General features: G+C 73.1%; 22 protein-coding genes. 8 read left to right on the top strand and 14 right to left on the bottom strand.

Translation table 11 applies throughout. From position 1 onward, the window contains the following. Positions 1 to 18 precede the first annotated feature (18 nt). Both QRN56_RS04335 and QRN56_RS04330 read left to right on the top strand, forming a co-directional pair. Entirely contained in the window at positions 19 to 1,332 is a 1,314-nt protein-coding gene (locus tag QRN56_RS04335; protein ID WP_285101463.1) for a DUF58 domain-containing protein, read from the top strand. Then, the gene (locus QRN56_RS04330; protein WP_285101462.1) at positions 1,329 to 3,620 is read left to right on the top strand and encodes a transglutaminaseTgpA domain-containing protein; all 2,292 of its coding nucleotides are present in this window, start codon (positions 1,329 to 1,331) and stop codon (positions 3,618 to 3,620) included. Before QRN56_RS04335 ends, QRN56_RS04330 begins: the two co-directional genes overlap by 4 nt. A gap of 93 nt (positions 3,621 to 3,713) precedes the next feature. On the opposite strand, the gene QRN56_RS04325 is transcribed toward QRN56_RS04330, so the two are convergent. The 3 genes from QRN56_RS04325 to QRN56_RS04315 form a co-directional block, all read right to left on the bottom strand. Continuing rightward, on the bottom strand, positions 3,714 to 4,139 hold the full coding sequence (locus QRN56_RS04325) for an SCO2097 family morphological protein (RefSeq protein ID WP_285101461.1): 426 nt from the start codon (positions 4,137 to 4,139) through the stop codon (positions 3,714 to 3,716). A 106-nt stretch (positions 4,140 to 4,245) separates the two neighbouring features. Then, a complete protein-coding gene (locus tag QRN56_RS04320) occupies positions 4,246 to 5,487 on the bottom strand; it encodes a DNA polymerase IV (RefSeq protein ID WP_285101460.1) in 1,242 nt (413 codons plus the stop codon). 59 nt (positions 5,488 to 5,546) lie between these two features. After that, the gene (locus QRN56_RS04315; protein ID WP_285101459.1) at positions 5,547 to 6,014 is read right to left on the bottom strand and encodes an SAV_6107 family HEPN domain-containing protein; all 468 of its coding nucleotides are present in this window, start codon (positions 6,012 to 6,014) and stop codon (positions 5,547 to 5,549) included. A 178-nt stretch (positions 6,015 to 6,192) separates the two neighbouring features. Here QRN56_RS04315 and QRN56_RS04310 point away from each other — a divergent pair, with 178 nt between their 5' ends. Then, entirely contained in the window at positions 6,193 to 7,152 is a 960-nt protein-coding gene (locus QRN56_RS04310; protein ID WP_285101458.1) for a spermidine synthase, read from the top strand. Between the two features lie 63 nt (positions 7,153 to 7,215). On the opposite strand, the gene QRN56_RS04305 is transcribed toward QRN56_RS04310, so the two are convergent. From QRN56_RS04305 to QRN56_RS04285, 5 genes are all read right to left on the bottom strand, one after another. Then, positions 7,216 to 7,419, bottom strand: coding sequence for a cold-shock protein (locus QRN56_RS04305; RefSeq protein ID WP_020016705.1), 204 nt, complete (start codon positions 7,417 to 7,419; stop codon positions 7,216 to 7,218). Between the two features lie 290 nt (positions 7,420 to 7,709). Continuing rightward, entirely contained in the window at positions 7,710 to 8,639 is a 930-nt protein-coding gene (locus QRN56_RS04300) for a proteasome assembly chaperone family protein (protein WP_285101457.1), read from the bottom strand. Positions 8,640 to 8,764: 125 nt separating this feature from the next. After that, positions 8,765 to 9,184: a response regulator gene (locus tag QRN56_RS04295; protein ID WP_285101664.1), complete on the bottom strand. Its 420-nt coding sequence runs from the start codon at positions 9,182 to 9,184 to the stop codon at positions 8,765 to 8,767. Positions 9,185 to 9,290: 106 nt separating this feature from the next. Then, positions 9,291 to 10,940 carry a sensor histidine kinase gene (locus QRN56_RS04290; protein ID WP_285101456.1) on the bottom strand — a complete coding sequence of 550 codons (1,650 nt, stop codon included), beginning with the start codon at positions 10,938 to 10,940 and terminating at the stop codon, positions 9,291 to 9,293. Then, a complete protein-coding gene (locus QRN56_RS04285) occupies positions 10,937 to 12,316 on the bottom strand; it encodes a PP2C family protein-serine/threonine phosphatase (protein WP_285101455.1) in 1,380 nt (459 codons plus the stop codon). Before QRN56_RS04285 ends, QRN56_RS04290 begins: the two co-directional genes overlap by 4 nt. 121 nt (positions 12,317 to 12,437) lie before the next feature. Between QRN56_RS04285 and QRN56_RS04280 the strand changes: the two genes are divergently transcribed. Both QRN56_RS04280 and serA read left to right on the top strand, forming a co-directional pair. After that, complete coding sequence (locus QRN56_RS04280) at positions 12,438 to 14,708, top strand: HelD family protein (RefSeq protein ID WP_285101453.1); 2,271 nt, start codon at positions 12,438 to 12,440, stop codon at positions 14,706 to 14,708. 117 nt (positions 14,709 to 14,825) lie between these two features. After that, entirely contained in the window at positions 14,826 to 16,064 is a 1,239-nt protein-coding gene (serA, locus tag QRN56_RS04275; protein WP_285101451.1) for a phosphoglycerate dehydrogenase, read from the top strand. A 45-nt stretch (positions 16,065 to 16,109) separates the two neighbouring features. Here the strand turns inward: serA and QRN56_RS04270 are convergent, their stop codons facing one another. Further along, on the bottom strand, positions 16,110 to 16,718 hold the full coding sequence (locus QRN56_RS04270) for a TetR/AcrR family transcriptional regulator (RefSeq protein WP_285101449.1): 609 nt from the start codon (positions 16,716 to 16,718) through the stop codon (positions 16,110 to 16,112). 148 nt (positions 16,719 to 16,866) lie between these two features. Here QRN56_RS04270 and QRN56_RS04265 point away from each other — a divergent pair, with 148 nt between their 5' ends. Then, positions 16,867 to 17,784, top strand: coding sequence for an SDR family oxidoreductase (locus tag QRN56_RS04265; protein WP_285101447.1), 918 nt, complete (start codon positions 16,867 to 16,869; stop codon positions 17,782 to 17,784). On the opposite strand, the gene QRN56_RS04260 is transcribed toward QRN56_RS04265, so the two are convergent. Further along, positions 17,754 to 18,953 (bottom strand): sulfotransferase family protein, encoded by a 1,200-nt coding sequence (locus tag QRN56_RS04260; protein ID WP_285101445.1) that lies wholly within the window; start codon positions 18,951 to 18,953, stop codon positions 17,754 to 17,756. The genes QRN56_RS04265 and QRN56_RS04260 overlap by 31 nt on opposite strands. A 177-nt stretch (positions 18,954 to 19,130) precedes the next feature. On the opposite strand from QRN56_RS04260, the gene QRN56_RS04255 reads away from it, so the two are divergent. Beyond that, positions 19,131 to 20,426 carry a cytochrome P450 gene (locus tag QRN56_RS04255; protein WP_285101443.1) on the top strand — a complete coding sequence of 432 codons (1,296 nt, stop codon included), beginning with the start codon at positions 19,131 to 19,133 and terminating at the stop codon, positions 20,424 to 20,426. 95 nt (positions 20,427 to 20,521) lie between these two features. Here the strand turns inward: QRN56_RS04255 and map are convergent, their stop codons facing one another. Next, positions 20,522 to 21,298 (bottom strand): type I methionyl aminopeptidase, encoded by a 777-nt coding sequence (gene map, locus QRN56_RS04250; RefSeq protein ID WP_285101442.1) that lies wholly within the window; start codon positions 21,296 to 21,298, stop codon positions 20,522 to 20,524. A 67-nt stretch (positions 21,299 to 21,365) separates the two neighbouring features. Here map and QRN56_RS04245 point away from each other — a divergent pair, with 67 nt between their 5' ends. Then, positions 21,366 to 21,656, top strand: coding sequence for a helix-turn-helix domain-containing protein (locus QRN56_RS04245; protein WP_285101440.1), 291 nt, complete (start codon positions 21,366 to 21,368; stop codon positions 21,654 to 21,656). Here QRN56_RS04245 and QRN56_RS04240 read toward each other — a convergent pair. The 3 genes from QRN56_RS04240 to QRN56_RS04230 all read right to left on the bottom strand — a co-directional run bounded on the left by QRN56_RS04240 (position 21,644) and on the right by QRN56_RS04230 (position 25,472). Then, a complete protein-coding gene (locus tag QRN56_RS04240) occupies positions 21,644 to 23,344 on the bottom strand; it encodes an HNH endonuclease (RefSeq protein WP_285101663.1) in 1,701 nt (566 codons plus the stop codon). The two genes, QRN56_RS04245 and QRN56_RS04240, sit on opposite strands and share 13 nt — an antisense overlap. Positions 23,345 to 23,840: 496 nt before the next feature. Beyond that, complete coding sequence (locus QRN56_RS04235) at positions 23,841 to 24,467, bottom strand: LysE family transporter (RefSeq protein WP_285101439.1); 627 nt, start codon at positions 24,465 to 24,467, stop codon at positions 23,841 to 23,843. A 519-nt stretch (positions 24,468 to 24,986) separates the two neighbouring features. Beyond that, positions 24,987 to 25,472 (bottom strand): DUF1269 domain-containing protein, encoded by a 486-nt coding sequence (locus QRN56_RS04230; protein WP_285101438.1) that lies wholly within the window; start codon positions 25,470 to 25,472, stop codon positions 24,987 to 24,989. Positions 25,473 to 25,511: the final 39 nt, after the last annotated feature.

Genomic DNA, 25,511 nt, shown 5'->3' with positions numbered 1-25,511 from the left:
GGCCGGGGCGGCACGGTCATGAAGTGGCGTGACACGCTCGCACGGATCAGCCGGGTCCGGCTCACCCCCCGCGGCATCGGGGCGGCCTGCGTGGGCGGGGTGCTGATCCCGCTCGGGCTGGTGCTCACCCTGCCCGACCTGGTGGGCCTCGGCGCCGCGGCGCTCATCGCCGTGGCCGTGGCCTGGCTGGTGATCGGCACCCAGCGGCTGGAGTCCGGCCGGGGCGCCCTGCACGTGACGCGGTCCGTCGCGCCCAACCCCGTGGTGCGCGACCGGACGGCGGACGTGAGCCTCCTCGTCGCCGCGCACCAGGCCTCGGGCGCGGCGTACGAGCGGCTGTCCCGCCTGCGCCTGTCCGAGCAGGCGGCGCACGAGCTCGCCGGGCACCAGGGCATCCGCGCCCGGGTCTCCGCGCGGGCCGACCGGATCACCGTCCACTACTCGCTCACGCCGATGCGCCGCGGGCGCTGGTCGCTGGGCCCGCTGCTGACCACCCGGACCGACGTGTTCGGTCTGGTCCGCGCCACCCAGCCCCTCGGCAGGGCCACGCACGTCCCGGTGTGGCCCCGCACCGTCGAGCTCGCCGTCCGCACCCGGTCGGTGGGCGACGTCGACCACTCCGCCACGGGCGCGCGCCTGCAGTCCACCGACGACTCGGTGCTGCGCGAGTACGTCGCGGGCGACGACCCGCGCCGCGTCCACTGGGCGAGCGCCGCACGCCGCGGCCAGCTCATGGTCCGCGCCGACGAGAGCGCCGGCGTGCGCCCCGTGACCGTCCTGCTCGACCGCTCGCTGCTGCCCCACTGGCAGGAGTCCGGCAGCCTGCGCCGTCCGGCGGCGGTGGACGACGGCGAGTGGGCCGTCGAGCTCGCCGCGTCGATCGCCACCTCGTTCCTCGACGCCGGCCACCCGGCCCGCCTGGTGACCACCAGCGTGGCGCCCAGCGTGGACGGCGTCCGGTTCGCCACCACCCGTGCCAGCCGGTCCGCGCTGCTGGACGCCTGCGTCGACATCCGCGGGCACCGCGGCGCGTCGGAGGGGCAGCACGCGACGAGCACCACCGCGCGAGCGCTCCGGCTCGCCCGTGTCCCGGGCGAGATCGTCGTGGCCGTGCTCGGCCCGCAGGGGCCCGACGCGCGGCACGACCTCGCCGCGCTCGGCGCCGAGGGCACCTGCTGGGGGCTGCTGGTGGCGCCGCGTGGCGCCGGGTTCCAGCACGAGCTGGACCAGACGGCCGCCGAGCTGCGCGCCTCCGGCTGGCACGTCAGCACCTGCGAGGCCCGCACCGACCCGGAGCGCGCCTGGGCCCTGCTCGCGGAGCGTGCGCCGTGATCCCCGCCCACCGCGGCCCGCTGGTCCGCACCGTCGCGTCCGGCGTGCTCGTCGCGATCGCCGTGATCGCGTCCATGCACGCGCTCACGCTCGTCATCGACCCCGGACCCTGGCTCACGGCCGGCACCACCGGCATCGTGCTCGTCTCGGCCACCACGTGCGTCGTGCGGTACCTGCTGCTGCGCAACGCCGTCGACCGCGCCGCCGCCCGCCGGGCGGCGGGCCAGGGCCCGAGCGCGGACCGGGCCGCCGACCGCGCGGCCGGAAGCGCCTCGTTCTTCGCGACGACGGCGGGCCTCGTGGTCGCCGTCTGGTTCGTCCTGGCCCGCTACGGCGGACCGGGCCAGCGGTTCGAGCCGTTCGTGGGGCCGGACTCCGTCGAGCAGGCCCTCGAACGGTTCCGCCAGGCCACCGAGCTGATGAGCACGCAGGTGGCGCCCGTCGACCCCGGCCCGGCCATCAGCATGGTCGCCGTGGGCGGCACGCTGCTGGTGCTGCTCGTGGTGGACTCCCTCGCCGGCGCCCGCATGCCGGGCTTCGCCGGGGTACCGCTCCTGCTCCTGTGGACGCCGTCGCTGACACTCATCGGGGACGTGCAGTGGCAGGTCTTCGTCATCAGCGTCACCGCGATGCTCCTGCTGCTCACCGTCGACCCGGTGGGGCTGACCCCGGGCCGGCGCAGCGACGCCGACTCCGCGGCGGTGCGCCGGGCGCAGCGGTTCCGCTCCGGGATCACGGCCCTGACGTCGGTGGCGGTCGCCGCCACCTCGCTCGGCGTCGCGACCGGCATGGCGGCGCTGCCGGCGCTGGCCGGGACGTGGAACCAGCTCATCTCCACGCCGTCCGACACGGTGGAGCTGTCCTCCGAGCTGGACATGCGCCAGCCGCTGAGCGCTCGGTCCTCCAACACCGTGCTGACGTACACGATGGCCGAGGGCGAGACGTCCGGCCCCCTGCGCGTCATGACGCTCACGGCGTTCGACGGCGTCCAGACCAACCGCAACGTGCCCACCGGCGGCCTGTCCGAGTTCGACCCGTCGACGGTCCTCGCGCCGCCCGGCGAGGGCGCCGACGGCGAACGCCGCCGGATGGACCTGCGGATCGGGCAGCTCGACGGCGCGGAGCTGCCGCTGCCGCTGGAGCCGCGCACCGTCGACGTCCGGGGCCAGTGGGCCTACGACCCGCTGCGGGACGAGGTGCGCAGCGGCGACGGCACCGAGCAGGGTGCGCCGTACACCGTCGAGATCGTCGACCGCGGGCTCACCCCCGAGCTGCTGCGGGCCACGCCCACCTCGGGCGACCCCCGGTCGGCCGGCTACACGGAGGTGCCGGACACCGAGCACCGGGACGACATCGCCGCCTACGCCCAGGAGATCGCCGGCGACGCACCCACCCGGTTCGACGCGGTGGTCGCGCTCCAGAATCACCTGCGCTCGGGCGCCGGGTTCGTGTACAACCCGGACGCCGACTACCGGGGCTCGTCGGACACCGTCTGGGACTTCCTGCAGAACAAGGAGGGGTACTGCACGCAGTACGCCCTCTCGATGATGGTCATGGCCCGCAGCCTCGACATCCCGGCCCGGATCGGCGTCGGCTGGCTGCCCGGCCGGCCCGACGGCGAGGGCAGCTACCGGGTCACGGGCCAGGACTCGCACGCCTGGCCCGAGATCTACTTCCCGTCGGTCGGCTGGGTCCGCTTCGAGCCGACGCCGCAGGTCCAGACCGGCCCGCTGCCCTCGTACGCGAACCCGGGCACGGGCAGCGCGCCCAGCGCCTCACCCACGCCGTCACGCGCCAACGAGGTGCCCCCGCAGCAGCCGTCCCAGCGCCCCGAGCAGTCGGAGCAGGGTGCCGCCGACGACGCGTCGTCGGGCAGCCAGATGTCCGACCAGACCCTGCCGGGCTGGGCCTGGGTGGTCGCGATCGTCGTCGCCCTCGGGGTGCTCGGCGGCGCCGCGTGGCTGCTGCTGCGCCGCCGGACGGAGGTCGAGGAGCTCGACCCCGAGCGGGCCTGGGCCCGCGTCCTGGCGCTGCTCGCCGAGCGGGAGGTGCGGCTCGGCCCGTCGGTCACGCTGCGCCGGGCGCCGGAGGTCATCGCGGACCAGGTACGCGCCAGGACGGGCGCGCCCCTGCCCGACGACGTCGCCGAACGGCTCACCGCCCTGGCCGACGCCGCCGAGGACGAGCGCTACGCCCGCGACTCGACGCCGCCCACGGCCGCCGAGCTCGAGGAGCTCACGGCCACGGTGACGGCGGAGCTCACGGAGGCGCTGACCCGCAAGCCCTGACCCGCATCACACAGACAGGAGCCGGGCCCCTCGGGGCCCGGCTCCTGTCATGTGCCGGTCGTCCGGTCAGGACCACCGGGAACGGTTGGCCGGCTAGCGGCCGCCCTGGTTGCGCCGGTTCTCCCAGCGCTCTTCGAGGCGGGCGAGGAAGCCGGAACGACCGCCACCACCCTGCCGCTTGCGGGCCTTGCGTGCTCCCCCGTGCGAGGGCTGGACGGTGCCGTCTTCGCCGACGACGCCGACCGGACCCTCCTGCTGCTTCTTGCGCGGTCCGAGGAACGCGAAGACCACACCCGCGAACATCAGCACGAAGCCGATGGCCCCGAGCCACGTACGCGACGTCGCTGCACCGACGACAAGAAGAAGCAGGCCGACGACTACGCCGGCCCCGGACAGCACATAACGGAGCGCGTTACCGCGACCTGTGGACTGGAGCGTGTTCGCCAGCCGCGGGTCGTCTGACGTCAGAGCACGCTCCATCTGCTCCAGCACCCGCTGCTCGTACTCGGACAGAGGCATCGAGACCCCCGGATCTCGCAAAGGAACAGTGTCCCTTCCAGGATAGGACGACCCGGCCGTCGGTGGTAGTCGACATCCCGGGCATACCCATGACTATAGGGGCAGATCAGTAAAGATGCGTGCCGTTCTTGCGATGTACACCCAGGTCGATCGCCGTTTTCCCGAACTTCTCACGCACCGCGTCGAGCGCGAGCTCCGCCTCGCGCTGCGCTCCGGAGCGTGGATCGACCGCTTCCTCGAGGGTCGGCTGCTGGGCGGAACCGTCGCGTTCCCGCAGGTTTTCACCCCGCACGCCGACCAGCCGCACCGGGAGGCCGCCCAGATCGACCGCCGCGACGAGCTCCCGCGCCACGAGGTAGATGTCCCGGGCGACGTCCGTGGGCCCGTCCAGCGTTCGCGACCGGGTGAACGTCGCGAAGTCGCTGGAGCGCACCTTCACCGACACGGTGCGGGCCAGCACACCCTGGTGCCGCAGCCGCGCCGCCACCCGGTCGGACAGCTCCAGCACCCGGCGGTTCACCGCCTCGGTGTCGTCCTGGTCGGTGCCGAAGGTGGTCTCCGCGCCGATGCTGTGCTCGCGCTGCTCGGGGACGACAGGGCGCGGGTCGCGACCCCAGGAGAGGTCGTGCAGGTGCGCGCCGCTGACCCGGCCGACGGCCGTCTGCAGGCTCGGCAGGTCCGTGCGGGCCAGCTCCGCGACCGTCGTGATCCCCCACGCGGCGAGCGACTTCTCGGTCTTCTCCCCCACGCCCCACAGGGCGCCGACGGGCAGCGTGTGCAGGAAGTCGACGGTGGCGTCCACCGGGACGAGCATCAGGCCGTCGGGCTTGGCGTGCGTGGAGGCCAGCTTGGCCACGAACTTGTTCCGGGCGATGCCGACCGAGGCCGTGACGCCGTGCTCCTCCTCGATGCGGCGGCGCAGCTCGGCGCCGATCACGGTGGGCGGGCCCAGGCGCCGCCGGGCGCCGCTGACGTCCAGGAAGGCCTCGTCCACGCTGATCTGCTCCACGAGCGGCGTGACCTCCTGCAGCATGCCCATGACCGAGCGGGACACGTCGCGGTACAGGTCGTGGTCGGGCCGGACCACGACGGCCTGCGGGCACAGCAGACGCGCCCGCGTCATCGGCATCGCGGACCGGACGCCGAACGCGCGCGCCTCGTACGTGGCGGCCAGCACGACGCCGCGCTCCTGCCCGCCCACGATGACCGGCAGGCCGCGCAGCTCCGGCCGCCGCGCCAGCTCGCAGGACGCGAAGAACGCGTCCATGTCCAGGTGCAGCACGGAGCAGCCGGACTCGTCCGACCCCCAGTCCCGCCTCGCCGCCGCTGACCGCGGCCCCTTGCTCACGAACGTGCTCCGTTCCCGCTCTTGCCCAGTGCTTGTCTGCCGGCACCCGCCGGCGCCGGTCAGGACGCCTCGGGCACCAGGGACAGGCGCTGCGTCGCGAACCCCGTCTGCGGGTCCACGAGCATCGCCACCTCGTCCCGGAAGTCCTCGGCGCACGCGAGCAGCTCGTCCGCCCGTGCGGGCTCGACCCGCTCCGGACGGCCTGCGTCCACCGCGGCCCGCAGGGGCGCGCCGGAGGCGAAGTAGCCCGACCAGGCCGCGAGGTCCGGCTCGGCGTGCGCGAGCATGTCCCACACCGTCCGCGCGCCGGAGCGCGCCGACGGGCGACCCCGCAGGGCCACGACGGCCGCGGCCGACCGGATGGCCGCGAGGTGCGCGTGCACGAACCGGTCGCCCGGGTCGGCCGCACGCGCGGCCTCGGCGAGCTCCGCGTCCGCCTTGCGCAGCAGGGCGCTGACGCCCGGCGGGACGGCGCGTGGCACGAGCATGCGTGCCGAGACCACGTCCCGCCCGCTCTGAGACTGCATGGTGCCCATCTCGAACCTCCGATCGAACCCCTTGTGCGACACTATCGAACATACGTTCTATCCTGTCAAGCGCACCGCGGGTCCGGGAGACACTGTCCTCATGGCCCGCCGCTCCGCCCGACGCCGCCCATCCTCCTCCGCACCACTGACACTCCCCGCCGAGCTGCCCGTCGGCCCCGTGCCGATCAGCACCGGCACCGCCGAGGTGGTGCCCGACCCCGACTTCCCGCAGCGGGTGACGCTGCACGTCAACGGAGTGCCGAGCTCCAGCCTCGATCTCGCCGACCCCGGTTTTCTCGACTTCGAGTACATGCAGCAGATGGCCGCGTTCGTGGCCCTCCTGCCGCCCGGGCCGCTGCGGGTGCTGCACCTCGGGGCCGCCGGCAGCGCCTTCGCACGGCACGTGGAGCACGAGCGGCCCGGCTCCCGCCAGCTCGGCGTCGACCTCGACCCCCGCCTCCTGGAGCTCGTGCGCGAGTGGTTCGCGCTGCCGCGCTCGCCCCTGCTGCGCCTGCGCGCCGACGACGCGGGGCGCGCCCTGTCCACCGCCCGCGACGCCTCCTACGACGTGGTGGTCCGGGACGTGTTCGCGGGCGACCGCACGCCGGCCCACCTGGTGGGCACGGGGTTCGCCGCCGAGGCCCACCGCGTGCTGCGTCCCGGCGGCGTCCTCCTGGTGAACTGCGCCGACCGGCCGCCGCTGACCACCGCGCGCCGTGAGGTCGCGAGCCTCGCGGAGGCGTTCGGGCCCGACGCCGCGGCGCAGGGCCGGCTCGCCGCCGTCGCCGAACCAGCGATCCTCAAGGGGCGCCGGTACGGCAACCTGGTCCTCGCGGCCGTCCGCGAGCTGCCCGAGGAGCCGGCGCACGACGACGGGTCCGACGCCCCGGAGGGCACCCGCGACGGCGTCCGGGACGACGCCCGGGCGGAAGGTCCGCACGAGGGTGCCCAGGAGGCCGCACAGAGCCCCCTGGGGACCCGCGACGTCGTCGAGCGCCCGGATCTGCGGGACCCGCGTCTGGGGCGCGCCCTGCGCACCCTGGCGGTGCCCGCCACCCTCCTGGCCGGCGCGGACGCGGCGGCGTTCGCGGGCACGGCGGCCCCGCTGGCGACCCCGGCCCCCGACCCGGCGACCTGACCCGCCACGCCACGCGAAAAGGCCGCCCTCCCCGGAGGGAGGGCGGCCTTCTCACGAGTTACGTCAGAGCGGCACGACTGCTTCCGCCTGCGGACCCTTGGGACCCTGCGTGATCTCGAACTCGACCCGCTGGGCCTCCTCGAGAGACCGGTACCCGTTGGACTGGATCGCGGAGTAGTGCACGAAGACGTCGGCGCCGCCGCCGTCCTGGGCGATGAACCCGTACCCCTTCTCCGCGTTGAACCACTTCACAGAACCCTGCGCCATGCTGTCCTTCGACCTTCCGTCCGGGATCCGACGGCGAGCCCGTTGCCCGCCCCCGTGCCGCAATGCTTTCCCGACTTGCTCACGACACGGCGGACGTGGCCTTGGTACGTCACTGCAACGTGCGCCAGTGTGGCATGGACCACTCAAATGTGCCACGGAACACGCACATTTCTGCCGCAGCTATGACACACCGGGCCGCGGAGTCACCGGGTGCGTGCCTCGTTCCTCGGCCCACACCCTGCGCTGCGAGGCCGGCTCAGACTCTGCCTTCTTGCGACTGAGCCTGCGGCTCAGTCGCCGTTCTGCTGTGCGAGGAACCGCTCGAACTCCGCGCCCAGCTCCTCCGCGCTCGGGATCGGCGTGGTCTCCGCGAGCAGGCTCGGCCGGCCGATCGACCGCGCGAAGGCGTCGTACTGCTCCTCCAGCGCCTTGACGACGGCGGCGATCTCGGTCGACTCCGCGACCTGCTTCTCCACCTCGATCTTGGCGTCGGTCGCGGCCTCCTCGAGGGCGGGGACCGCCAGGTCGAGCCCGGTCGCCCGCTCCGTGTGGTGCAGCGCGACCACCGTGGCCGGCGGGTACTGCGACTGCGCCAGGTAGTGCGGCACGTGGACGGTGAAGCCGAGCGCGTCGTGCCCCGCCTCGCCGAGCCGGTACTCGAGGAGCGCGGACAGCGAGCCCGGCACCTTCACGCTGCCGAACCACGACGTGTAGTCGTCGACCAGGCCGGGCCGGGTGGCGTGCGCCGTCAGCGACAGCGGGCGGGTGTGGGGCAGTCCCATCGGGATGCCCTGGATGCCGACCACGAGGCTCACGCCGAAGCGCTCGACGAGCTGGATCAGCCCGGCCACCACGCGTTCCCACTGCAGGTCCGGCTCGGCGCCGTGCAGCAGCAGGAAGCCCGTGCCCTCGGCGTCGGTCAGGTGGTCGACCGCGAGGTAGGGGGCCTGGTAGTCGGCCCACCGGTCGGAGTCGAAGGTCATCGTCGCCCGCTTGGAGCGGTAGTCGAGCAGCTGGTCGACGTCGAACGTCACCAGACGCTCCACGCGGAACTCGTCGATCAGGTGCTCGACGGCGAGGTCGCCCGCGCTGCCGGCGTCCACGAACCCGCGGACGGCATGGAGCAGTACGGGCCCGTCGGAGCTGCCGGGCACGCTGCGACCCAGCGTGCGCTCCACCGCTGCCTCGTCGACGTCGTAGATGCCCTGGGGGTCTAGCACGTGCGCTCCCTCGCTCGTCGGAGTACTGCCGATCACCCGATCCGAAAGGGTGTCTGCTCTGGTCCAACGTCGGGACGGCCGGGTGTCTTCCCGTTACGCCCACAGCGTCGCGAGCAGTTCCCGGCTCACCTGCCGGGCAGCCGCACCACGGACACGAAGAAGTCGTCGATCTGGCGCACCACGTCGATGAACCGGTCGAAGTCCACCGGCTTGGTCACGTACGCGTTGGCGTGCAGCGAGTAGGAGCCCACCACGTCCTCCTGGGCGTCCGACGTGGTCAGCACCACCACGGGGATGTGCCGCAGCATCGGGTCGCCCTTGGCGACGGCGAGCACCTCGAGGCCGTCCATCTTCGGCAGGTTGAGGTCGAGCAGCACCAGGTCAGGGGTCGGCACCTTGGCGTACTGCCCCTGCTTGCGCAGGAACTCCAGCGCGCTCACGCCGTCGCCGACCACGGAGACGTTGTTGGCGACGCGGTGATCCTCGAACGCCTCGCGCGTCATCAGGACGTCGCCCGGATCGTCCTCCACGAGGAGGATCTCCATCACCTTCTGACCGCTCACGTTGACCACCCGGCCCGTACCTGTCCCATGGAGTCCTCATCGGCGGGCCCCTTCGTCGCGCCCCGCCGTCGGCCCTGGTCAGGCCGCTTCATTGAAGCGTAGTCGACTGGGCCCGTTCGGTCGAAAGGCGCCCCGTCGCGGGTTGCCCCTGCCGCCGGGCCAGGGTGAACCGCACGATGGTGCCGCCGCCGTCCGCCGGCTCGATCCAGATGCGGCCCTTGTGGTACTCCACGATCCGTTTCACCAGCGAGAGGCCGATGCCGGTGCCCGCGTACTGCTCGCGCGAGTGCAGGCGCTGGAAGATGACGAACACCCGCTCCGCGTACTGGGCGTCGATGCCGATGCCGTTGTCCACCACCGAGATCTCCCAGTGCGCCCGCATGCTGCGCACCTCGATCCGCACGTTCGGCGTCCGCTCAGGGTCGCGGAACTTGAGCGAGTTGCCGATCAGGTTCACGAAGATCTGCTGCAGCAGGGCGCGCTCGCCGTGCACCACGGGCATCGGGTCGTGGACGATCTCGGCCCCCGACTCCGCGATCCGCTCCGACAGCTCGGACAGCGCCGCGGTGAGCACGCCCTCCAGCTCCACGTCCTCGCGCGGCACGCCCGTGCGGCCCACGCGCGAGAAGCTCAGCAGGTCCTGGATGAGCCGCTGCATGCGCTTCGCGCCGTCCACGGCGAACTCGATGTACTGGTCGGCGCGCTCGTCGAGCGACTCGCCGTACCGCTTCTGCAGGAGCTGCGTGAAGCTCGCGACCTTGCGCAGCGGCTCCTGGAGGTCGTGCGAGGCCACGTAGGCGAACTGCTCCAGGTCGCGGTTGGAGCGCTCCAGCTCGCGCGCCTGCTCGCTCAGCAGGGTGTGCGCGTTCTCCACCTCCTGGTGCGACAGGCGGATCTCCTCCACCTGGTGCACCAGCTCGCGGCGCATCGTCTCCACGTGCATGGCGAGCAGGGCCACCTCGCCCGTGCCGGCGGGCCGGATCTCGCGCCCGAGCACGCCGCTGCTCACCACCCGGACGGCGGCCGTCAGCTCGGTCAGCGGCCGGATCACCCAGGACTCCAGGGCGAGCCACATCATCGTGCCCATCAGCACGACCACGAGCACGAGCGTCGCCACCGCCCCCAGCAGCAGCCGCTCCCAGACCGTCCGGGTGGCCACGATCGCGTCGCGCTGCGCCCCCAGCTCGGCCAGGTAGTGGACGACGGCGGTGTTGGCGGCCGCGTACAGGGCGTCACCCTCGGCGGTCGGCGGGGCCGTGCTGAGCAGCTCCATGCGGCAGGCCACCTGGCCCGCCGGCGCCGCCTCGACGGCCGCCACCACGGGTTCGGCGTACTCGTCGAACCAGGCGTCGGTTCGCCGCACCGCCTCCTCGTAGGCCAGCGCCACCTCGGCGTCCGACTGCAGGGCGCGCCGCTCGACGTCGGCCAGGAGCATGATGCGGCCGCTCGACCCGACGGCGCGCGTCCAGGGCTCCAGGGCGGCCTCGTCGCACGTGGCGCGGTAGGCACGCAGCGACGAGTCGGCGTCGGCGAGCGCCAGGGACGCCCGCTCGCCGTCCACCAGGGCGCGGTAGTACGGGCCGTCGGCCCGGGCGTCCAGGCCGCGGGACTGGACCAGGGCGAGCACCGCGACGGCGAGCGCCAGCACGAGCATGGCCGCGACCGCGCCGAGCAGCCGCGCGAGGCGGCGACGCATCGACACACCGGTGAACCGGTGCTCGTCCGGCACCAGAGTCATGCCCGCGACCACTCCACCGAGTCGGCCAGGGTCGAGGTGCGTTCACCGGGCTCCGTGGCTCCGGCGCCGGCCCAGCCGACGAAGAGGAGCGCGGCGTCGTCGACCAGGGGGCCGCCGTGCAGCGCGCGCACCCGGCGCAGCACCCGGGTCACCACCTCGTCCGTGCCCTGGTCCATCTCGTGCTCGACGACGCTGCGCAGGCCGTGCGCGCCGAGGCGCGGCATCCGGCCGTGGGCGCTGGGTGGCAGCACGGGCGTGCCCCCGGGGTCGGCGCCGACCGCCGCCTCCACGAGCCCGTCGGTGTAGAGCACCGCGGTCCACACCTCCGGCAGGCGCACGCGGTGCGCGGTCCAGGTGCCCTCGACGGGGATGCCGAGCGCGCGGCCGCGGTCCGACGAGGGCAGCTCCTCGCACCGGTGGGTGGCGGCGGCCTCGCCGGCCGGGGTCTGCGGCACCACGAGCAGCGGCGGGAGGTGCCCGGCGAGGTAGACGTCCATGTGCGAACGGTCCGCCGAGATCACGGCCTGGCAGATGGTGACGAACACCTCGGGGCGGCCGCGCTCGGCCAGGAGCACGCGCTCCAGCAGGGGCAGCACGTCGTCCGCGGGCGTACCGGCCAGCACGAGGGTGCGCCACGCCGTGCGCATGGCGGCGCCGAGGGCGGCCTCGTCGGGGCCGTGCCCGGCGACGTCGCCGATGACCGTGACCAGGGTGCCGTCCGGTCGCTCGACGGTGTCGAAGAAGTCGCCGCCGAGCAGGCCGTTGCCGCCCGGCAGGTAGCCGACCATGACCGAGACCCGCTCGTCGGTGACGAGCTCCTTGGGCAGCAGCGCGCGCTCCAGCCGCGTGGTCTCGGCCGCGCGCACCTCGCTGCGGAAGAGCGCGATCTGCTGGGCGGCGGAGCGGCGGCGCAGCGTCGCGTAGCGCAGGCAGCGGGCGAGCCCGTCGCCGTCCACGTCACCCTTGACCAGGTAGTCGTCGGCGCCGTTGGCGACGGCGGCGGAACCCAGCTCGTTCGACGTGTTGCCGGTCAGCACCACGACGGCGGGCTGCACGGGCAGCACCTCGATGCCCTCCATGACGCGGCGCAGGGCGCCCAGCCCTTCGGCGTCGGGCAGGCCCAGGTCGAGCAGCAGGCAGTCCACCGAGACCATGGACAGGATGCCGAGCGCCTCGTCCACGGAGCGGGCACGGTGGAGGTCGGCGCGGAGGTCCGCCTCGACGTCCGCGTCGGCCAGCAGCTCGCTCACGAGGAACGCGTCGGCGTCGTCGTCCTCGACCAGGAGCACCGAGATGGGGCCGTCGAGCCGGGCCGGGCGCGCCTCGGGTCCGGACCCGCCTCCGGGCCTCGCAGATCCCGCCCCGCCCAGTGCCATGGCGGCGATCCTATCCAGCGAGATGACGCCGTGTCAGCGGACAGGCCGACGGGTGGGCAATAATGGTCGGCCGGTTGATAACGACCGGAGTTTTCTCGCTGGTGGCACACGGAGGTAGGGCGTGACGGGAATCGCGGGCGAGCTCGCCCACGAGCAAGCAGTCGTCGACACGATGTACGTCCGCTTGGACACCCTGCGCGGCACCACCGCGAACCGCCTGCGGGACGTGCGCCTGGCGGGTGCCTCGGGCACGCACCAGAACCGTTCCGAGCGGGACGCGTTCGCCACGCTGTACGAGGACCGCGCGGCGCAGCTCGACGCCGTCGAGGACCGGCTGGTCTTCGGCCGGCTCGACCTCGCCGAAGGGTCCGGGGACGGGACGGTGACCCGGTACGTGGGGCGCATCGGGCTGACCGACGCCGAGCACAGGTCCATGCTGACCGACTGGCGCGCCCCGGCGGCCGAGGCCTTCTACCGGGCCACGGCGCTGCACCCGGGCGACGTCCGGCGCCGGCGGCACCTGGTGACCAAGGGCCGTTCGGTGACGGGCCTGGAGGACGAGGTCCTGGACCTCGAGGGCGACATCGACGCGGACGCACTGTCCGGCGAGGGCGCGCTGCTGGCGGCGATGGCCCAGGGCCGCACCGGCCGGATGACGGACATCGTCGCGACCATCCAGGCCGAGCAGGACCGGATCATCCGCTCCGACCTCACCGGGGCGCTGGTGGTCCAGGGCGGTCCCGGCACCGGCAAGACCGCGGTGGCGCTGCACCGCGCGGCGTACCTCCTGTACGCGCACCGGCGCCTGCTGGAGCGCTCCGGCGTGCTGGTGGTCGGCCCGTCGAGCGCGTTCCTGCGGTACATCGACCAGGTGCTCCCCTCGCTCGGCGAGACCGGCGTGGTGTCCACCACGATCGGCGACCTCATCCCGGGGATCCGGGCGACCGCCGTGGACGAGGGGCAGGTGGCGCGGCTCAAGGGCCTGCTGCTGTGGCGCAAGGTGATCCGCCGGGCCGTGCGGGCGCGCGAGCGCGTGCCGCGGCACGACGTCGAGGTGCGGGTCGAGGGGCACGACTTCGTGATCCGCCCGCGCGACGTCGCCGACGCGATCGCGCGCGCCCGCCGCACGCACAAGCCGCACAACCTGGCCCGCGCGTCGTTCGTGCGCGACATGCTCGGCCGGCTGGCCGACCAGTACCGCGACTTCGACGGCGCCCCGCTGTCCTCGGAGGACCGCGCTGCGGTGACCGAGGACCTGCGCTCCGACCGCGACGTCCGCGTGGCGCTGAACCTCGCCTGGCTGCCGATCACGCCGGAGAAGCTGGTCGCGGACCTGTACGCCAAGCCGCACCGGCTGGCCGAGGCCGCGCCGGAGCTGTCCGAGCGCGAGCGGCGCCTGCTGGTCCGGGAGCCGGGCGCACCGTGGACGGAGTCGGACGTGCCGATCCTCGACGAGGCGTACGAGCTGCTGGGCGAGGACGACTCCGTGGCGCGGGCCGAGGCCCGCCTCCTCGAGGCCGAGCAGGCGCGCGAGGTCGAGTACGCGCGCAGCGTGCTGTCCGCGACCGGCGCGGGCGGCGGCCTGGTCGACGCCGAGACGCTCGCCTCCCGGTTCGCCGCGAGCGGTCCGTCCCTGACGACGGCGGAGCGCGCCGCCGGCGACCGCTCCTGGACCTACGGCCACGTGGTGGTCGACGAGGCGCAGGAGCTCTCTCCCATGGCCTGGCGGGCGCTGGTGCGCCGTGTGCCGACGCGGTCGATGACCATCGTCGGCGACGTCGCCCAGACCTCGTCGGCGGCGGGCGCGCGCAGCTGGGACCGCATGCTCACCCCGCTGCTGCGTGACGGCTGGCGGCTGTCCGAGCTCACGGTCTCCTACCGCACGCCGTCCACCGTGGCCGACACCGCCCAACGGGTCGCGCGGGCCGCGCGGCTGCCCGTCTCGGAGCTGCGGGCCGCGCGCGACGTCGAGGGCTCCCTCGACGTCGTCCCCACGCCGGCGGGCCCGGACGGCCTGCCGGACCACGGCGTCGTGGTCGCCCAGGCGCTCGGCCTCGTCAAGGAGCTGGTGGGGCCCGACGCCGGCCGGGTGGCCGTCGTCGCGCCCGCGGGCGCCGTCGCGCGCCTGGCCGACGTCGTGGCCGGGGCGCTCGCCTCGGCCGTCGGCGCCGAGGAGGCCGCCCGCCTGTCCGCCCAGCGGCCCGAGGACGCGCAGGTGACCGTCCTGGCGCCGCGCGAGACCAAGGGCCTGGAGTTCGACGCCGTGGTCCTGGTGGAGCCGGCCGCGATCGCCGAGGGCGAGGGCGGGACCAGCGACCTGTACGTGGCGATGACCCGCCCCACGCAGCGCCTCGTCGTGGTGCACGCGCGCGACCTGCCCGAAGGGTTCTGACCCGCGCCCGCCACGGGCGGCCCGTCGTCGGCCCCGCGTCCCACCTGCCGTCCCAGCAGGCGGGACGTGGGCCCGATCCGTTTGTCGCTACCGCTCCCCCTGGCGCACCATGGGTGCGTGCAGCGAGCCCTTCTCCTCGAGAACGTCCACCCCACCTCCGTCCCGATCCTCGAGTCGGCCGGGTACGAGGTCGACTACCGCAAGGGAGCGCTCGACGAGGACGAGCTCATCGCGGCGCTCGACGGCGTCCAGCTCCTGGGCATCCGGTCCAAGACCGAGGTGACGGCGCGCGTGCTGGCCGAGAGCGACAGCCTGGTCGGCGTCGGCGCCTTCAGCATCGGCACCAACCAGATCAACCTGACGGCGGCCGCGCACCGCGGCGTCGCGGTGTTCAACGCGCCGTTCTCCAACACCCGCTCCGTGGTGGAGCTGGCGATCGCGGAGATCATCTCCCTGACCCGCCGCATGACGGAGCGTGACCGTGCCCTGCACGCGGGCGTGTGGGACAAGTCGGCGGACGGCTCGCACGAGGTGCGCGGCCGCACCCTCGGCATCATCGGCTACGGCAACATCGGTTCGCAGCTCTCCGTGCTCGCCGAGAACCTGGGCATGTCCGTCGTCTTCTACGACACCGCGGAGAAGCTGGCGCTGGGCAACGCGCGCCGCCTGGAGACCCTGGACGAGCTGCTGGAGACGGCCGACATCGTCACGCTGCACGTGGACGGCCGCTCCGGCAACGCCGGCCTCTTCGGCGAGAAGCAGTTCGCCCGCATGAAGCCGGGCGCGATCTTCCTCAACCTGTGCCGCGGCTTCGTGGTCGACGTCGACTCGCTGGCCGAGCACATCACGTCGGGGCACCTGTCGGGCGCCGCGGTCGACGTCTTCCCGGAGGAGCCCAAGAAGCGCGGCGACACCTTCGAGTCGGTGCTGCGCGGCCTGCCGAACGTGATCCTCACGCCGCACGTGGGCGGCTCCACCGAGGAGGCGCAGGAGGCGATCGGCCAGTTCGTGGCCAAGAAGCTGAGCGACTACGTGACGACCGGGTCGACGATGCTCAGCGTCAACCTCCCCAACCTCCAGCTGGAGCACACGGGCGTGGGGCGCATCAAGCTGCTGCACCGCAACGTGCCGGGCGTGCTGGCCACCGTGAACCAGATCTTCGCCGACCACGGCGCCAACATCGAGGGCCAGATGCTCGCCACGCGCGGCGACATCGGCTACGTGGTCACGGACATCTCGGACGTGACCGAGCGGGGCGCCTCGAAGAAGCTCCAGGCCCTGGACTCGACCATCCGGCTGCGGATCCGCGACGCGTTCGAGCGCCCCGAGTTCCCGCCGGGACCGGCCGCCCGCTGACCATCCCGGCGGCGCCGGTGGCGCCGCCGGAATCGCCGGCACCGGTCAGGCCGGCCCACCGGGCACGGGCAGCGGCCGCACGCCGTCGATCGCGAGGGAGACGAGCCGCACGGCCTCGTCGGCCGCGTCGGCGTCCCCCTCGGTGACCAGCGAGACCGCGTTGACGAGGGTCAGCAGGTCGATCATGGACGTCTCGCGCCGCACCGCACCGGCGTCCTGGGCACGTCGTAGCAGCTCGCCGCCGGCGTCGAGCAGCATCGCCCCGCAGCCCGTGCCCGACGGCGGGTGGGCCGGCCCCATCCTCAGCGATGCCGCCAGCCCGCGGGTGGTCGCGCCGTAGACGGCTACCGCCCGCAGCCACGTCACGAGCGCCTCACCGGGATCGTCGCTCGTCGCGAGCTCGCGGGCCTGGGCGCACAGGGCCTCGACGCGGTCGTGGAAGACCTCCTCGAGCAGCGCCTGCCGGGTCGGGAAGTGGCGGTGCAGGGTGGCCGAGCCGACGCCTGCCTGCCGGGCGATCTCCTCGAGCGACGCGCTCGCCCCGGACCGCGCGACCTCGGCCTCCGCGGCCGCCAGGATGCGGTCGTAGTTGCGCCGGGCGTCCGCCCGGAGCGGTCGTGCCGGCGCCGCCGAGGCGGCCGCGGTGTCTGCCACACGAGCTCCAACCAGTGATCGACCGGGGTGTCCCTCCACATCGTAGCCGGGCCGCTCGTTGACAAACGGGGTGCCCCTCCATATGTTGGTCGAACAACCGGGGTGCCACCCCACTTGAGCGATGGAGATACCCGCGATGGAGATGCTGATGAGTGTGACCACCGAGCCGCGCGTGGTGCTGGTGACCGGAGCGAGCTCCGGGTTCGGCCGCCTGACCGTGGAGTCCCTGGCCCGGCGCGGTCACCAGGTGTTCGCCGCACTGCGCGGCGTGAGCGGCCGGAACGAGCGGGCCGCCGCCGAGCTGACGGCGTTCGCGGCCACAGAGGGACTGGACCTCCGGGTCGTCGAGCTCGACGTGACGGACCAGGCGTCCGCCGACCGCGCCGTCGCCGACGTCCTGCGGACGGCGGGACGGCTCGACGTGGTCGTCAACAACGCCGGCGCGATCTTCCCCGGACCCGTCGAGGCGTTCTCGGCCGACGAGGCGCAGCGGCAGCTCGACGTCAACGTGCTCGGCGCGCTCCGGGTGAACCGGGCCGCCCTTCCGCACCTCCGGGAGCAGGGTCACGGCGTGCTGGTCCAGATCGGCTCGGTCTCGAGCCGGGTGACCCTGCCGTACAGCGGCCTGTACGCCGCGAGCAAGGCCGCGCTCGGCAGCCTCACGGAGGCGTGGCGCCACGAGCTGGCGCCCTTCGGCGTCGAGTCCGTCACGGTCGAGCCCGCCCCCTACCCGACCAGCATCGGGACGAACGCCGCCCCGCCCACGGACGCGGACCGGATGATGGTCTACGGCGACGGCATGGGCCGCTTCGTCGCGGAGCTGACCGGACGCCAGGCCGAGGCGGACGAGGACCCGCGGGCGGTCGCCGACGCGCTCGTCGAGCTCGTCGAGCTGCCCGCCGGCACCCGGCCGTGGCGCACGGTCGTCGCGCCGGAGGCCCAGCGTCAGGCCGTCGAGGCCGCCGGCCGGGCAGCGGACGACGCCGCCCGGGCCGTGAGCTCCGACATGGGCGTGGCCGCCTTCCTGACCTCCGGTCAGCCGAGCACGGAGGCCGGGATCTTGTAGGCCGAGAACGCGTCGGCCACCTTGCCCTCGTCCAGGCCGTACCGCTCCAGCGTGTACGCGTGCGGGCGGTGACCGCTCCGGTCGAGGGCCGCGGCGAGGTTGGCGTCGTCCGTCGCGCCCCAGTCCAGGCCCAGGGTCTCGAAGAGCCCGTGCACCACCGTCTCGGGGTCCTTCATCAGGTCGTCGTAGACCACGTCGATCACCGCGTCGTCGGGCAGCTGCTCGCGCAGCCCGACCGCGCGCTCCACCCCGCCTGCGGAGATCTTCAGCCAGTCCTGGCCGATCCGCTCCAGGTCGATGCGGCCGGGCTTGATGTACATCGTCTCCGTCGCCTCGGCCATGGAGCAGCCGGAGGCGACGGCGGCGCCCGGCGCCCGGTGGGTCCAGACGAAGCGCGCCCCGGAGAAGGCCCGCAGGATCTCCGGCATCCGCCACAGGTCCATGGGGTGCTTGAGCACCCAGCGCTCCGGCGGCTCGCCGGCGGCCATGATCTGCAGCGCGTCGCGCAGGAAGCGGTAGTCCTCGGTGAGGTCGGCCCCGCCGACCCAGTCCAGGTAGCGCGGCGCCGGACCCCAGGTGGCGAACATCTCGGTGTGGGCGCGCAGCATGAAGTCCTCCTCCTCGCTGTCGGCGATCAGCGGGTGCAGGTGACCCCACGTGGGGCTGAGCTTGGCCACGGTCGCGTACCGCTTGCGGGCCTGCGCGACCAGCTTCTCGCGCTCCGCCTCGGGGCGCGGCAGGCCCAGGTTGTCCATCTCCCACAGCTTGGGGCCGCGGTGGCCGGGGTGCCGGGCGATCAGGTTGTACGTGAGCGTGGTCCCGGTGCGCGGCAGGCCGACGACGAACACCGGCGCCGTCACCGGCTCGTCCCGCACCTCGGGCCGGCTCGCCTGGATGTCGCGCACGATCGCGCGGTTGGTCAGCCGGGCCCGGATCTGGTCCTGCGTGCTGGACCAGCCCATGGCGCTCAGGTCGGGGTTGGCGGCGTGGTCCGCCAGCAGCAGGCGCAGGCTGTCGAGGGCCGCGAGCTCGTCGGCGCCGAGCGCGACCCGCCCGCGCTGGGCGTCCTGGAGCAGGCTCTCGAAGACGGCGTCGGGGTCCTTGCGGGTGCGCAGGCCGGGGGCGAGCAGCACGTTGAGGATACGGAGCAGAGGTGTGGCCTGGGGCATAGCGCACATCCTGCCGATGCGGCCGGGCGCCGACAAGCGCCGTCGCGCCCCTTGCCGGATCGTGACCTGCGGCATTGCCACTGGCAATCTCCGACCGCTCGCCGTTAGCATCCCGAGCGAGGGCTTGTGCCCGGTGTCACGAACGACCCGGGGCCGGCCGCCGACGAGAGGGGAAACGTGACCGCATCACCGCCGTCGGGTTCAACGGTGCGCCTGGACGACGTGACCGACCGGACGCTGCTCGTGGAGACGACGGCGGCGGCCGACGCGAACGCGGTGTACGAGCGGCTGCGGGAACGGTGGGGCTCGGTCGCGCCGGTCGACCTCGAGCCCGGGGTGCCGGCCTGGCTGGTGCTGGGGCACTCCGCGGCCGTGGGCGTGCTGCGGGACGACCGCACGTTCATCAAGGACCCCTCGATCTGGAACGGGCACGGCAAGGACCTGCTCGGCCCGGCCTCGACGCTGCACCTCGTGCTGGCGAAGACCCCGAAACCCACGCTGGCCGACGCCGACGGCCCCAAGCACGCCCGCCTGCGGCCCCCGGTCGACGACGCCCTGGAGCAGATCGACGAGACCCGGGCCGGCGCGATCACCCGCCGGCTGTGCGGCATGCTCATCGACCGGTTCCAGGACCGCGGCCGCGCCGACCTCGTGGCCGAGTACGCCGCGGTGGTCCCCTTCCTGGTGCTGTCCGAGCTCGACGGGCTGGAGCCCACGCAGGCCCAGCGCCTGCAGGAGATCACCCGGGCGATCTTCGAGGCGGGCGCGGACGCCCGCGCGCTGACCGACGAGCTGCGCGAGATCGTCACCGGGCACATCGTCTACAGCCGCGAGCGCGGCACGCGCGACATCGCCGGCGTGCTGTCGGTGCACGACAACTTCGAGAACGACCTCGAACGGGCCCAGACGCTGACGGCCATCACCGCCGCGGCGACCGAGGCGCTCATGGCGTGGATCGCCCAGACGCTCGTGCTGGTGTTGAGCGACCCGCGGTTCTCGCACCGGATCTCGGGCGGCCGCCTGCACATCGACGACGCGCTCGACGAGGTGCTGTGGCGGTCCACGACCAACCCCAACCTGATGCCGCGGTTCGCGGTGCGCGACGTGGTGATCGACGACAAGCTGATCCAGCGGGGCGACACCGTGGTGGTCGCCGTGCACGCGGCCAACCACGACCCGCTGGTGCAGTCCGACGACCCGTGGGACACCGTCGGCAACCGCGCCTACCTGTCCTTCGGCGCGGGGGTGCACCGCTGCCCCGCGCCGCGGCTCGGGCGCGTGGTCTCGCGGATCGCGGTCGCCGAGCTGCTGCAGCGCCTCCAGGTCACGCTCGTGGGCGACCCGGACGAGGTCGAGTGGGCCACCAGCCCGTGGATGCGGTTCCCGGCCCGGCTGCCGGTCACGTTCCCCTCCCCGCACGAGCAGGCCCCGTCGCCCCGACCCCTCTTCCCGACGACGGCGCCGCGCCGGTGAGCGACGAGGAAGGCCCCCGCGCGTAGCCTCGGGGGCTTCCGCTCGTACTTCCTTCGTGGACTGGGAGCCACGGCGGGCGGCGGCGGCCGGGGCCGCTACCGCGGCAGGGTGAGGATCTCCGCCCCGTCGTCCGTGATGGCGATGGTGTGCTCGCTGTGCGCGGTGCGGCAGCCGGTCGCGCTGCGCAGGGTCCAGCCGTCGCCGTCGGTCACGAGCTCGTCGGTGTCCGCCATGACCCACGGCTCCAGCGCCAGCAGCAGCCCCGGGCGCAGCCGGTAGCCGCGGCCGGGCCGCCCGGTGTTCGCGACATGCGGGTCCTGGTGCATGGTCGACCCGATGCCGTGCCCGCCGAACTCCGTGTTGATCGGGTAGCCGGCCGCGCCGAGGACGGTGCCGATGGCGTGGGACAGGTCGCCGATGCGCGCCCCGGGCCCGGCGGCGGCGATCCCCGCGGCCAGCGCGCGCTCGGTCACCTCGATCAGGGCGACACTCTCGGCGTCGGCGGCCGGGGCACCGCCCACCACGAAGCTGATCGCGGAGTCCGCGGCGATCCCGTCGAGGGACACGGCGAGGTCGAGCGTCAGCAGGTCGCCGTCGGCGAGCCGGTAGTCGTAGGGCATCCCGTGCAGGACGGCGTCGTTCACGGCCGTGCAGATGTAGTGGCCGAACGGCCCGCGGCCGAAGGACGGCGCGTAGTCGACGTAGCAGGACTGTGCCCCGGCCGCGGCGATCATCTCCCGGGTCCACCGGTCGATGTCCAAGAGGTTGGTGCCGGCCGTGGCGCGGTCCCGCAGCGACCGCAGGATGCCGGCGACCAACGCGCCCGACTCCTTGGCGCGGACCAGCTCGGCAGGGTTGAGGATCTCGATCATGGGGTGCCCTTCGCACGCTTACCAATAACTATCCCGGCCATGTTATCCCGGTATTAGTATTGGCATCATGGTCAGGTTGCCGCTCACCCCCGCCGAGGTCGAGCGCGGACAGCGCCTCGGCTCCCTTCTGCGTCGCGCCCGCGGGAACCGCTCGATGCTGGAGACCGCGCTCGACGCCCGCGTCTCGCCCGAGACCCTGCGCAAGATCGAGTCGGGCCGCGTGGCCACGCCCGCGTTCTCGACCATCGCGGCGATCGCCGGCGTGCTGGGCCTGTCCCTCGACGAGGTGTGGGCCGAGATCAGCCGGCCCGACGGCGCCCGGGCGGGCGCGGGGTCAGCAGTGCGTCAGGTGGGGTGAGTCCAGGAGAGGTCAGGTCGACGCGATCGGGCGACGGCTCGACCAGGTGGCCCGTGAGCTGGGCGCGGTTGCCGAGGTGGTGGGCTGGGTCGGTAGGCGATCGTGCCGTGGGTGGCGGTGGTGTGGCAGCCGATCTGGTAGCGGCTGCGTGGGGTGTGGCCGGGTGCGGGGCCGGTCATGCCGACTGCGGGGGTCCAGGCCGGGGTCGTGGTGCGGTCACGGTGAGACAGTGAGCCCTGGGCGCCGTCGGTCTTGTCCGTCACCGACACGTCACCGGGCGCGGCGGAGCTACGACCGGGGTCCGTGTCGCCAACCCGTGCGTCGCCGAGAACCGGTGCCTCGTCGAGAACCGATGCCTTGCCGAGAACCGAGGCCGCGTCATGCACTCGTGGCACGTTCCGGGCCGGTGCCGTGCCGCTGGTCCTGGCGGGTGTCGGTGGTGCAGGCGCGACCGAGACGTACGTGTGCCCCGTCGGGGTGATGGTCTCTACCGCATGCCGGCCGTCGAGCTGGGTGGTCTTCTGTCGCCAGCCCGATGCCTGCTTGGCGTGGTTGCACCGGGCACACAGGCCCTGCCCGTTGTCGAGACTGGTCGGGCCGCCCTCGGCGTGCGGGGTGACGTGGTCCAGGTGCCGGACCGGGGCGTCGCACCAGGGGCTCGCGCAGATTCCCTGCTCCCGGGCCCTCAAGAGGCTCGCTAGTCCCTGGGGGTGGAACCGGGACGTCGACGTGGTCGCTACCAACCGTCCGTGGGGGTTGACGTAGATCGAACGCAGCCACGCAGTGTCGGTCTCGATGGCGTGTGCCGCCAGGTTCCGGGCGATCGGGGCCGGGACCGTGCCGACCCCTGCGGGGGTGCCTTCGAGGACCACGCCGGGCTGGTCACCGTTGGCCAGGAGGGTCTCGTCGGAGACCAACAGGTTGATCGTGACCGGCACATCACCCGCGTGTCCGGGGTCGCGGCCAGTGGTGCGTTCGATCAGGGTGTCGGCCATGATCTGCCCGACCCCACGTTCGTCCCCGCCCGCCTTGGCCGTCTCGGCGTGGGTCTTGAGCTGGGCGTAGGCCTGGACGCCCTGCGCCATGGGGACCAGGGCGGTGAGGTAGACCATCAGGTCGGGTGCCGGACGGATGGAGAGCCGCCGTTCGGTCACGGCACGCGCGTTGCGGTTCACGCAGGCGTGCACGTCCAGCCGCGCCGCGAGTTCCTTGATGCGGGCGACCAGGCGGCGGGTGCCCATCCTCGCCAGCTCGGCCAGGTGTGCCGGGCCGCAGATCTCCTCGTCGATCAGGGCACGGTGTTCCAGGGACAGGTGGGAGGTCTCGCGGACCAGGAGCGTGGCGCGCCACGGGGACAGCACCCCGGCCTGCAGGGCGTTGAAGGTGTGGGGCATCTGCGTGACCCAGACCCGGGACGTGCTCACAAACCCCGCCCCCGCATGCGGGCTCACCCGCAACGCAGCACCGACCTGGTTCGGGACACCGCGTCCGCGACGCTCGGACCGGATGCTCTGCCGGGCCTCCTCGGTCCGGGTCGCCTCGTCCAACGCGACCGCCAGCCGGGCTTGGGTCGCGGTGACCGTGTCCTTCACGGCCTCCAACTCACCAAGCAGGTCCACCCACTCGGCCTGCACCGCACCGGAGACAAGAACACCCGGCCCGGTGTCAGTGGCACCGGGCAGGATCATGCCCGCCAGCAACTCCCGCACCGCCCGCACACCCGCCACGTCGACCACTCCCGCGGGCGCGGGCGCACCGGACGACACGCCACCACCGTGCTGCGGCGCACCACCGCGCTGCGGAGCACCGTCGGGCAGCACCGATCGAGCAGGCTGCTCGCCCGCCGCCATCAGCACCTCACCCGTTCGCGTCATGCCATCAACATATGGCACACCCGTTCGCACCGCTCGCCGAACGGGCCGGATCTGCCAACAGCAGAATCGGCTGCTCGCCTTGAGGGCAGGTCCTGGAGTCGGCAACCAGCGGCCCAGATCTGCCCGTCCGTCTCGTCGATCACCGCATATCGGGAGCTCGGCACCACCGGGTCGCAGGGCGTCCAGGCGCAGGACAGGCATCGCCGCACCAAGCACGCCGCCGCCACAGCCTGACCTCCTACGACCACCGACCCCGTGGAATCAACCATCGGGCCAGGCCGCCGCGTCGCGGCCAGAGCACACCGCAGGGTCAGTGCATCACGGCGAGCAGCACGCCAACGCCCACGAACAGGCTGCCGAACACGCGGTTGACGACCCGTGACCCCGCCTCGCCCGCGGTCAGCCGGCCGAGCCCGCGGGCGGTCGTGGCGAAGAAGAACCACATGACCACGACGTCGATGACGACGACGGTCGCGGCGAGCACCGCGTACTGACCGAGCAGCGGGCGGTCCGGCTGCACGAACTGCGGGACGAACGCGAGGAAGAACACGACCGCCTTCGGGTTCATCAGGTTGACCAGGAGTCCGCGCCGGAACATCGACCCGGCGGGCTCGGGCAGCCGGGCGCCGCCGACGGCGTCCGCCCCGGGACCGGTCCGGGCCAGAAACTGCCGCACGCCGAGGTAGACCAGGTACGCCGCGCCGGCGTAGCGGATGGTGTCGAAGAGCCACGGCGTGCTCGCGACGAGCACGCCCACGCCCGCCGCCACGATCACGAGGTGGACGAGCAGCGCCGCCTGCTGGCCGAGGATCCCCCAGATCGAGCGCGCCCAGCCGGACGCCATGGCGTTCGACATGGTGTTGATCGCGCCCGCGCCGGGCGTGAGGGAGATCAGGACGCCCGCCCCGACGAGGGCGAGCCAGAGGGAGAACGGCACGGCGGTCAGCGTACGGGCACACCCGGCGCCGCCGGACGGCGTTCCATGGCCGGCACGACCTGGACCCGCTCGTTAGCACAACGCTAACAATCTCGCGCTTTAAACACTAATATCCCATTCACGTTGCACTGTCCGTGTCGCCTACTTAACGTATGGAACGCGAACACTGTTCCGCTCACCGATATCGACCGGTGATTTCCCGTACCCATTGAAAGGAAGCTCTCATGAGCCTCGTTGACATCATCTCGACCCTGCTCGACAACCTGGGCCTGACCCTCGAGCAGATCCTGTGCCTGCTGGGTCTCTGACCTGGTGCTGAGCCGCTGATCCGGCGGGCCCCGACGCGGGCCGCCGGTCGCGTAGCTGGATTCACTCCCCCAGCAGACGAACTCCCCTCGCTGAAATTCCGCGAGGGGAGTTCCTGCTTTTGCGTCGCACGCAACCATCATTGCGTCCACGCATTCTTTGACGTCCGGCTGGACAATTCATCAGCGCACGCATAAAGGCGCCGAGAACAGGTCAGCTCCCGAACGTCTCCAGCAGCGTCGACCGCTCCGCCTCGGTGAGGTTGGTCGCGATCAGCTTGCCCCGCATGCCGTGGAACCGTTCGCCCACCCGGTCGATGTCGCCGTCCTGGGTCACGGCGAACAGCGCCGACGTACCGACCGTGACCTGCTCCCGGATCGTCTCGAGCTGGGTGCGGTCGATGCCCACCGCCTCGGTATGTTTCGCCAGGGCGCCGATCGCCGCACCCGCGGCCGCGCCGATGAGCGGCATGAAGAACAGCGTGCCCAGGAGCAGCCCCCAGAACGCGCCCCATCCGGTGCCGCGCCACTCGTTCTCGTGGGCCTGCTTGGTGGTGGGGGTCGCCTGCCCGACGGGCCAGGACACCACGGCGTGGTCGACCACCGTGATCAGCCCTTCCGACGCGGCCTGCTTGAGGTTCCCCGCCGCGGCCTGCGCGCCGTCGGGGTCGTCGAACTTCCACACGGTGAACGTGGTCATCGTTGATCCTCATCCTCCTGGCACCATCGAGGCCCCCGC

Source organism: Promicromonospora sp. MEB111 (assembly GCF_030209445.1).
Lineage (GTDB): Bacteria > Actinomycetota > Actinomycetes > Actinomycetales > Cellulomonadaceae > Promicromonospora.
Note: the sequence above shows the minus strand (reverse complement) of the source record. Positions and strands in the feature narration are given on the sequence as shown.

Coding starts and splice junctions, on each gene's coding strand:
- QRN56_RS04265 (WP_285101447.1), top strand. CDS start 16,867: ATGAGTGTGACCACCGAGCCGCGCGTGGTGCTGGTGACCGGAGCGAGC.
- QRN56_RS04305 (WP_020016705.1), bottom strand. CDS start 7,419: ATGGCGCAGGGTTCTGTGAAGTGGTTCAACGCGGAGAAGGGGTACGGG.
- QRN56_RS04290 (WP_285101456.1), bottom strand. CDS start 10,940: ATGACTCTGGTGCCGGACGAGCACCGGTTCACCGGTGTGTCGATGCGT.
- QRN56_RS04230 (WP_285101438.1), bottom strand. CDS start 25,472: ATGACCACGTTCACCGTGTGGAAGTTCGACGACCCCGACGGCGCGCAG.
- QRN56_RS04295 (WP_285101664.1), bottom strand. CDS start 9,184: ATGGAGATCCTCCTCGTGGAGGACGATCCGGGCGACGTCCTGATGACG.
- QRN56_RS04335 (WP_285101463.1), top strand. CDS start 19: ATGAAGTGGCGTGACACGCTCGCACGGATCAGCCGGGTCCGGCTCACC.
- QRN56_RS04285 (WP_285101455.1), bottom strand. CDS start 12,316: ATGGCACTGGGCGGGGCGGGATCTGCGAGGCCCGGAGGCGGGTCCGGA.
- QRN56_RS04260 (WP_285101445.1), bottom strand. CDS start 18,953: ATGCCCCAGGCCACACCTCTGCTCCGTATCCTCAACGTGCTGCTCGCC.
- QRN56_RS04240 (WP_285101663.1), bottom strand. CDS start 23,344: ATGATCCTGCCCGGTGCCACTGACACCGGGCCGGGTGTTCTTGTCTCC.
- QRN56_RS04245 (WP_285101440.1), top strand. CDS start 21,366: ATGGTCAGGTTGCCGCTCACCCCCGCCGAGGTCGAGCGCGGACAGCGC.
- map (WP_285101442.1), bottom strand. CDS start 21,298: ATGATCGAGATCCTCAACCCTGCCGAGCTGGTCCGCGCCAAGGAGTCG.
- QRN56_RS04325 (WP_285101461.1), bottom strand. CDS start 4,139: ATGCCTCTGTCCGAGTACGAGCAGCGGGTGCTGGAGCAGATGGAGCGT.
- QRN56_RS04315 (WP_285101459.1), bottom strand. CDS start 6,014: ATGCAGTCTCAGAGCGGGCGGGACGTGGTCTCGGCACGCATGCTCGTG.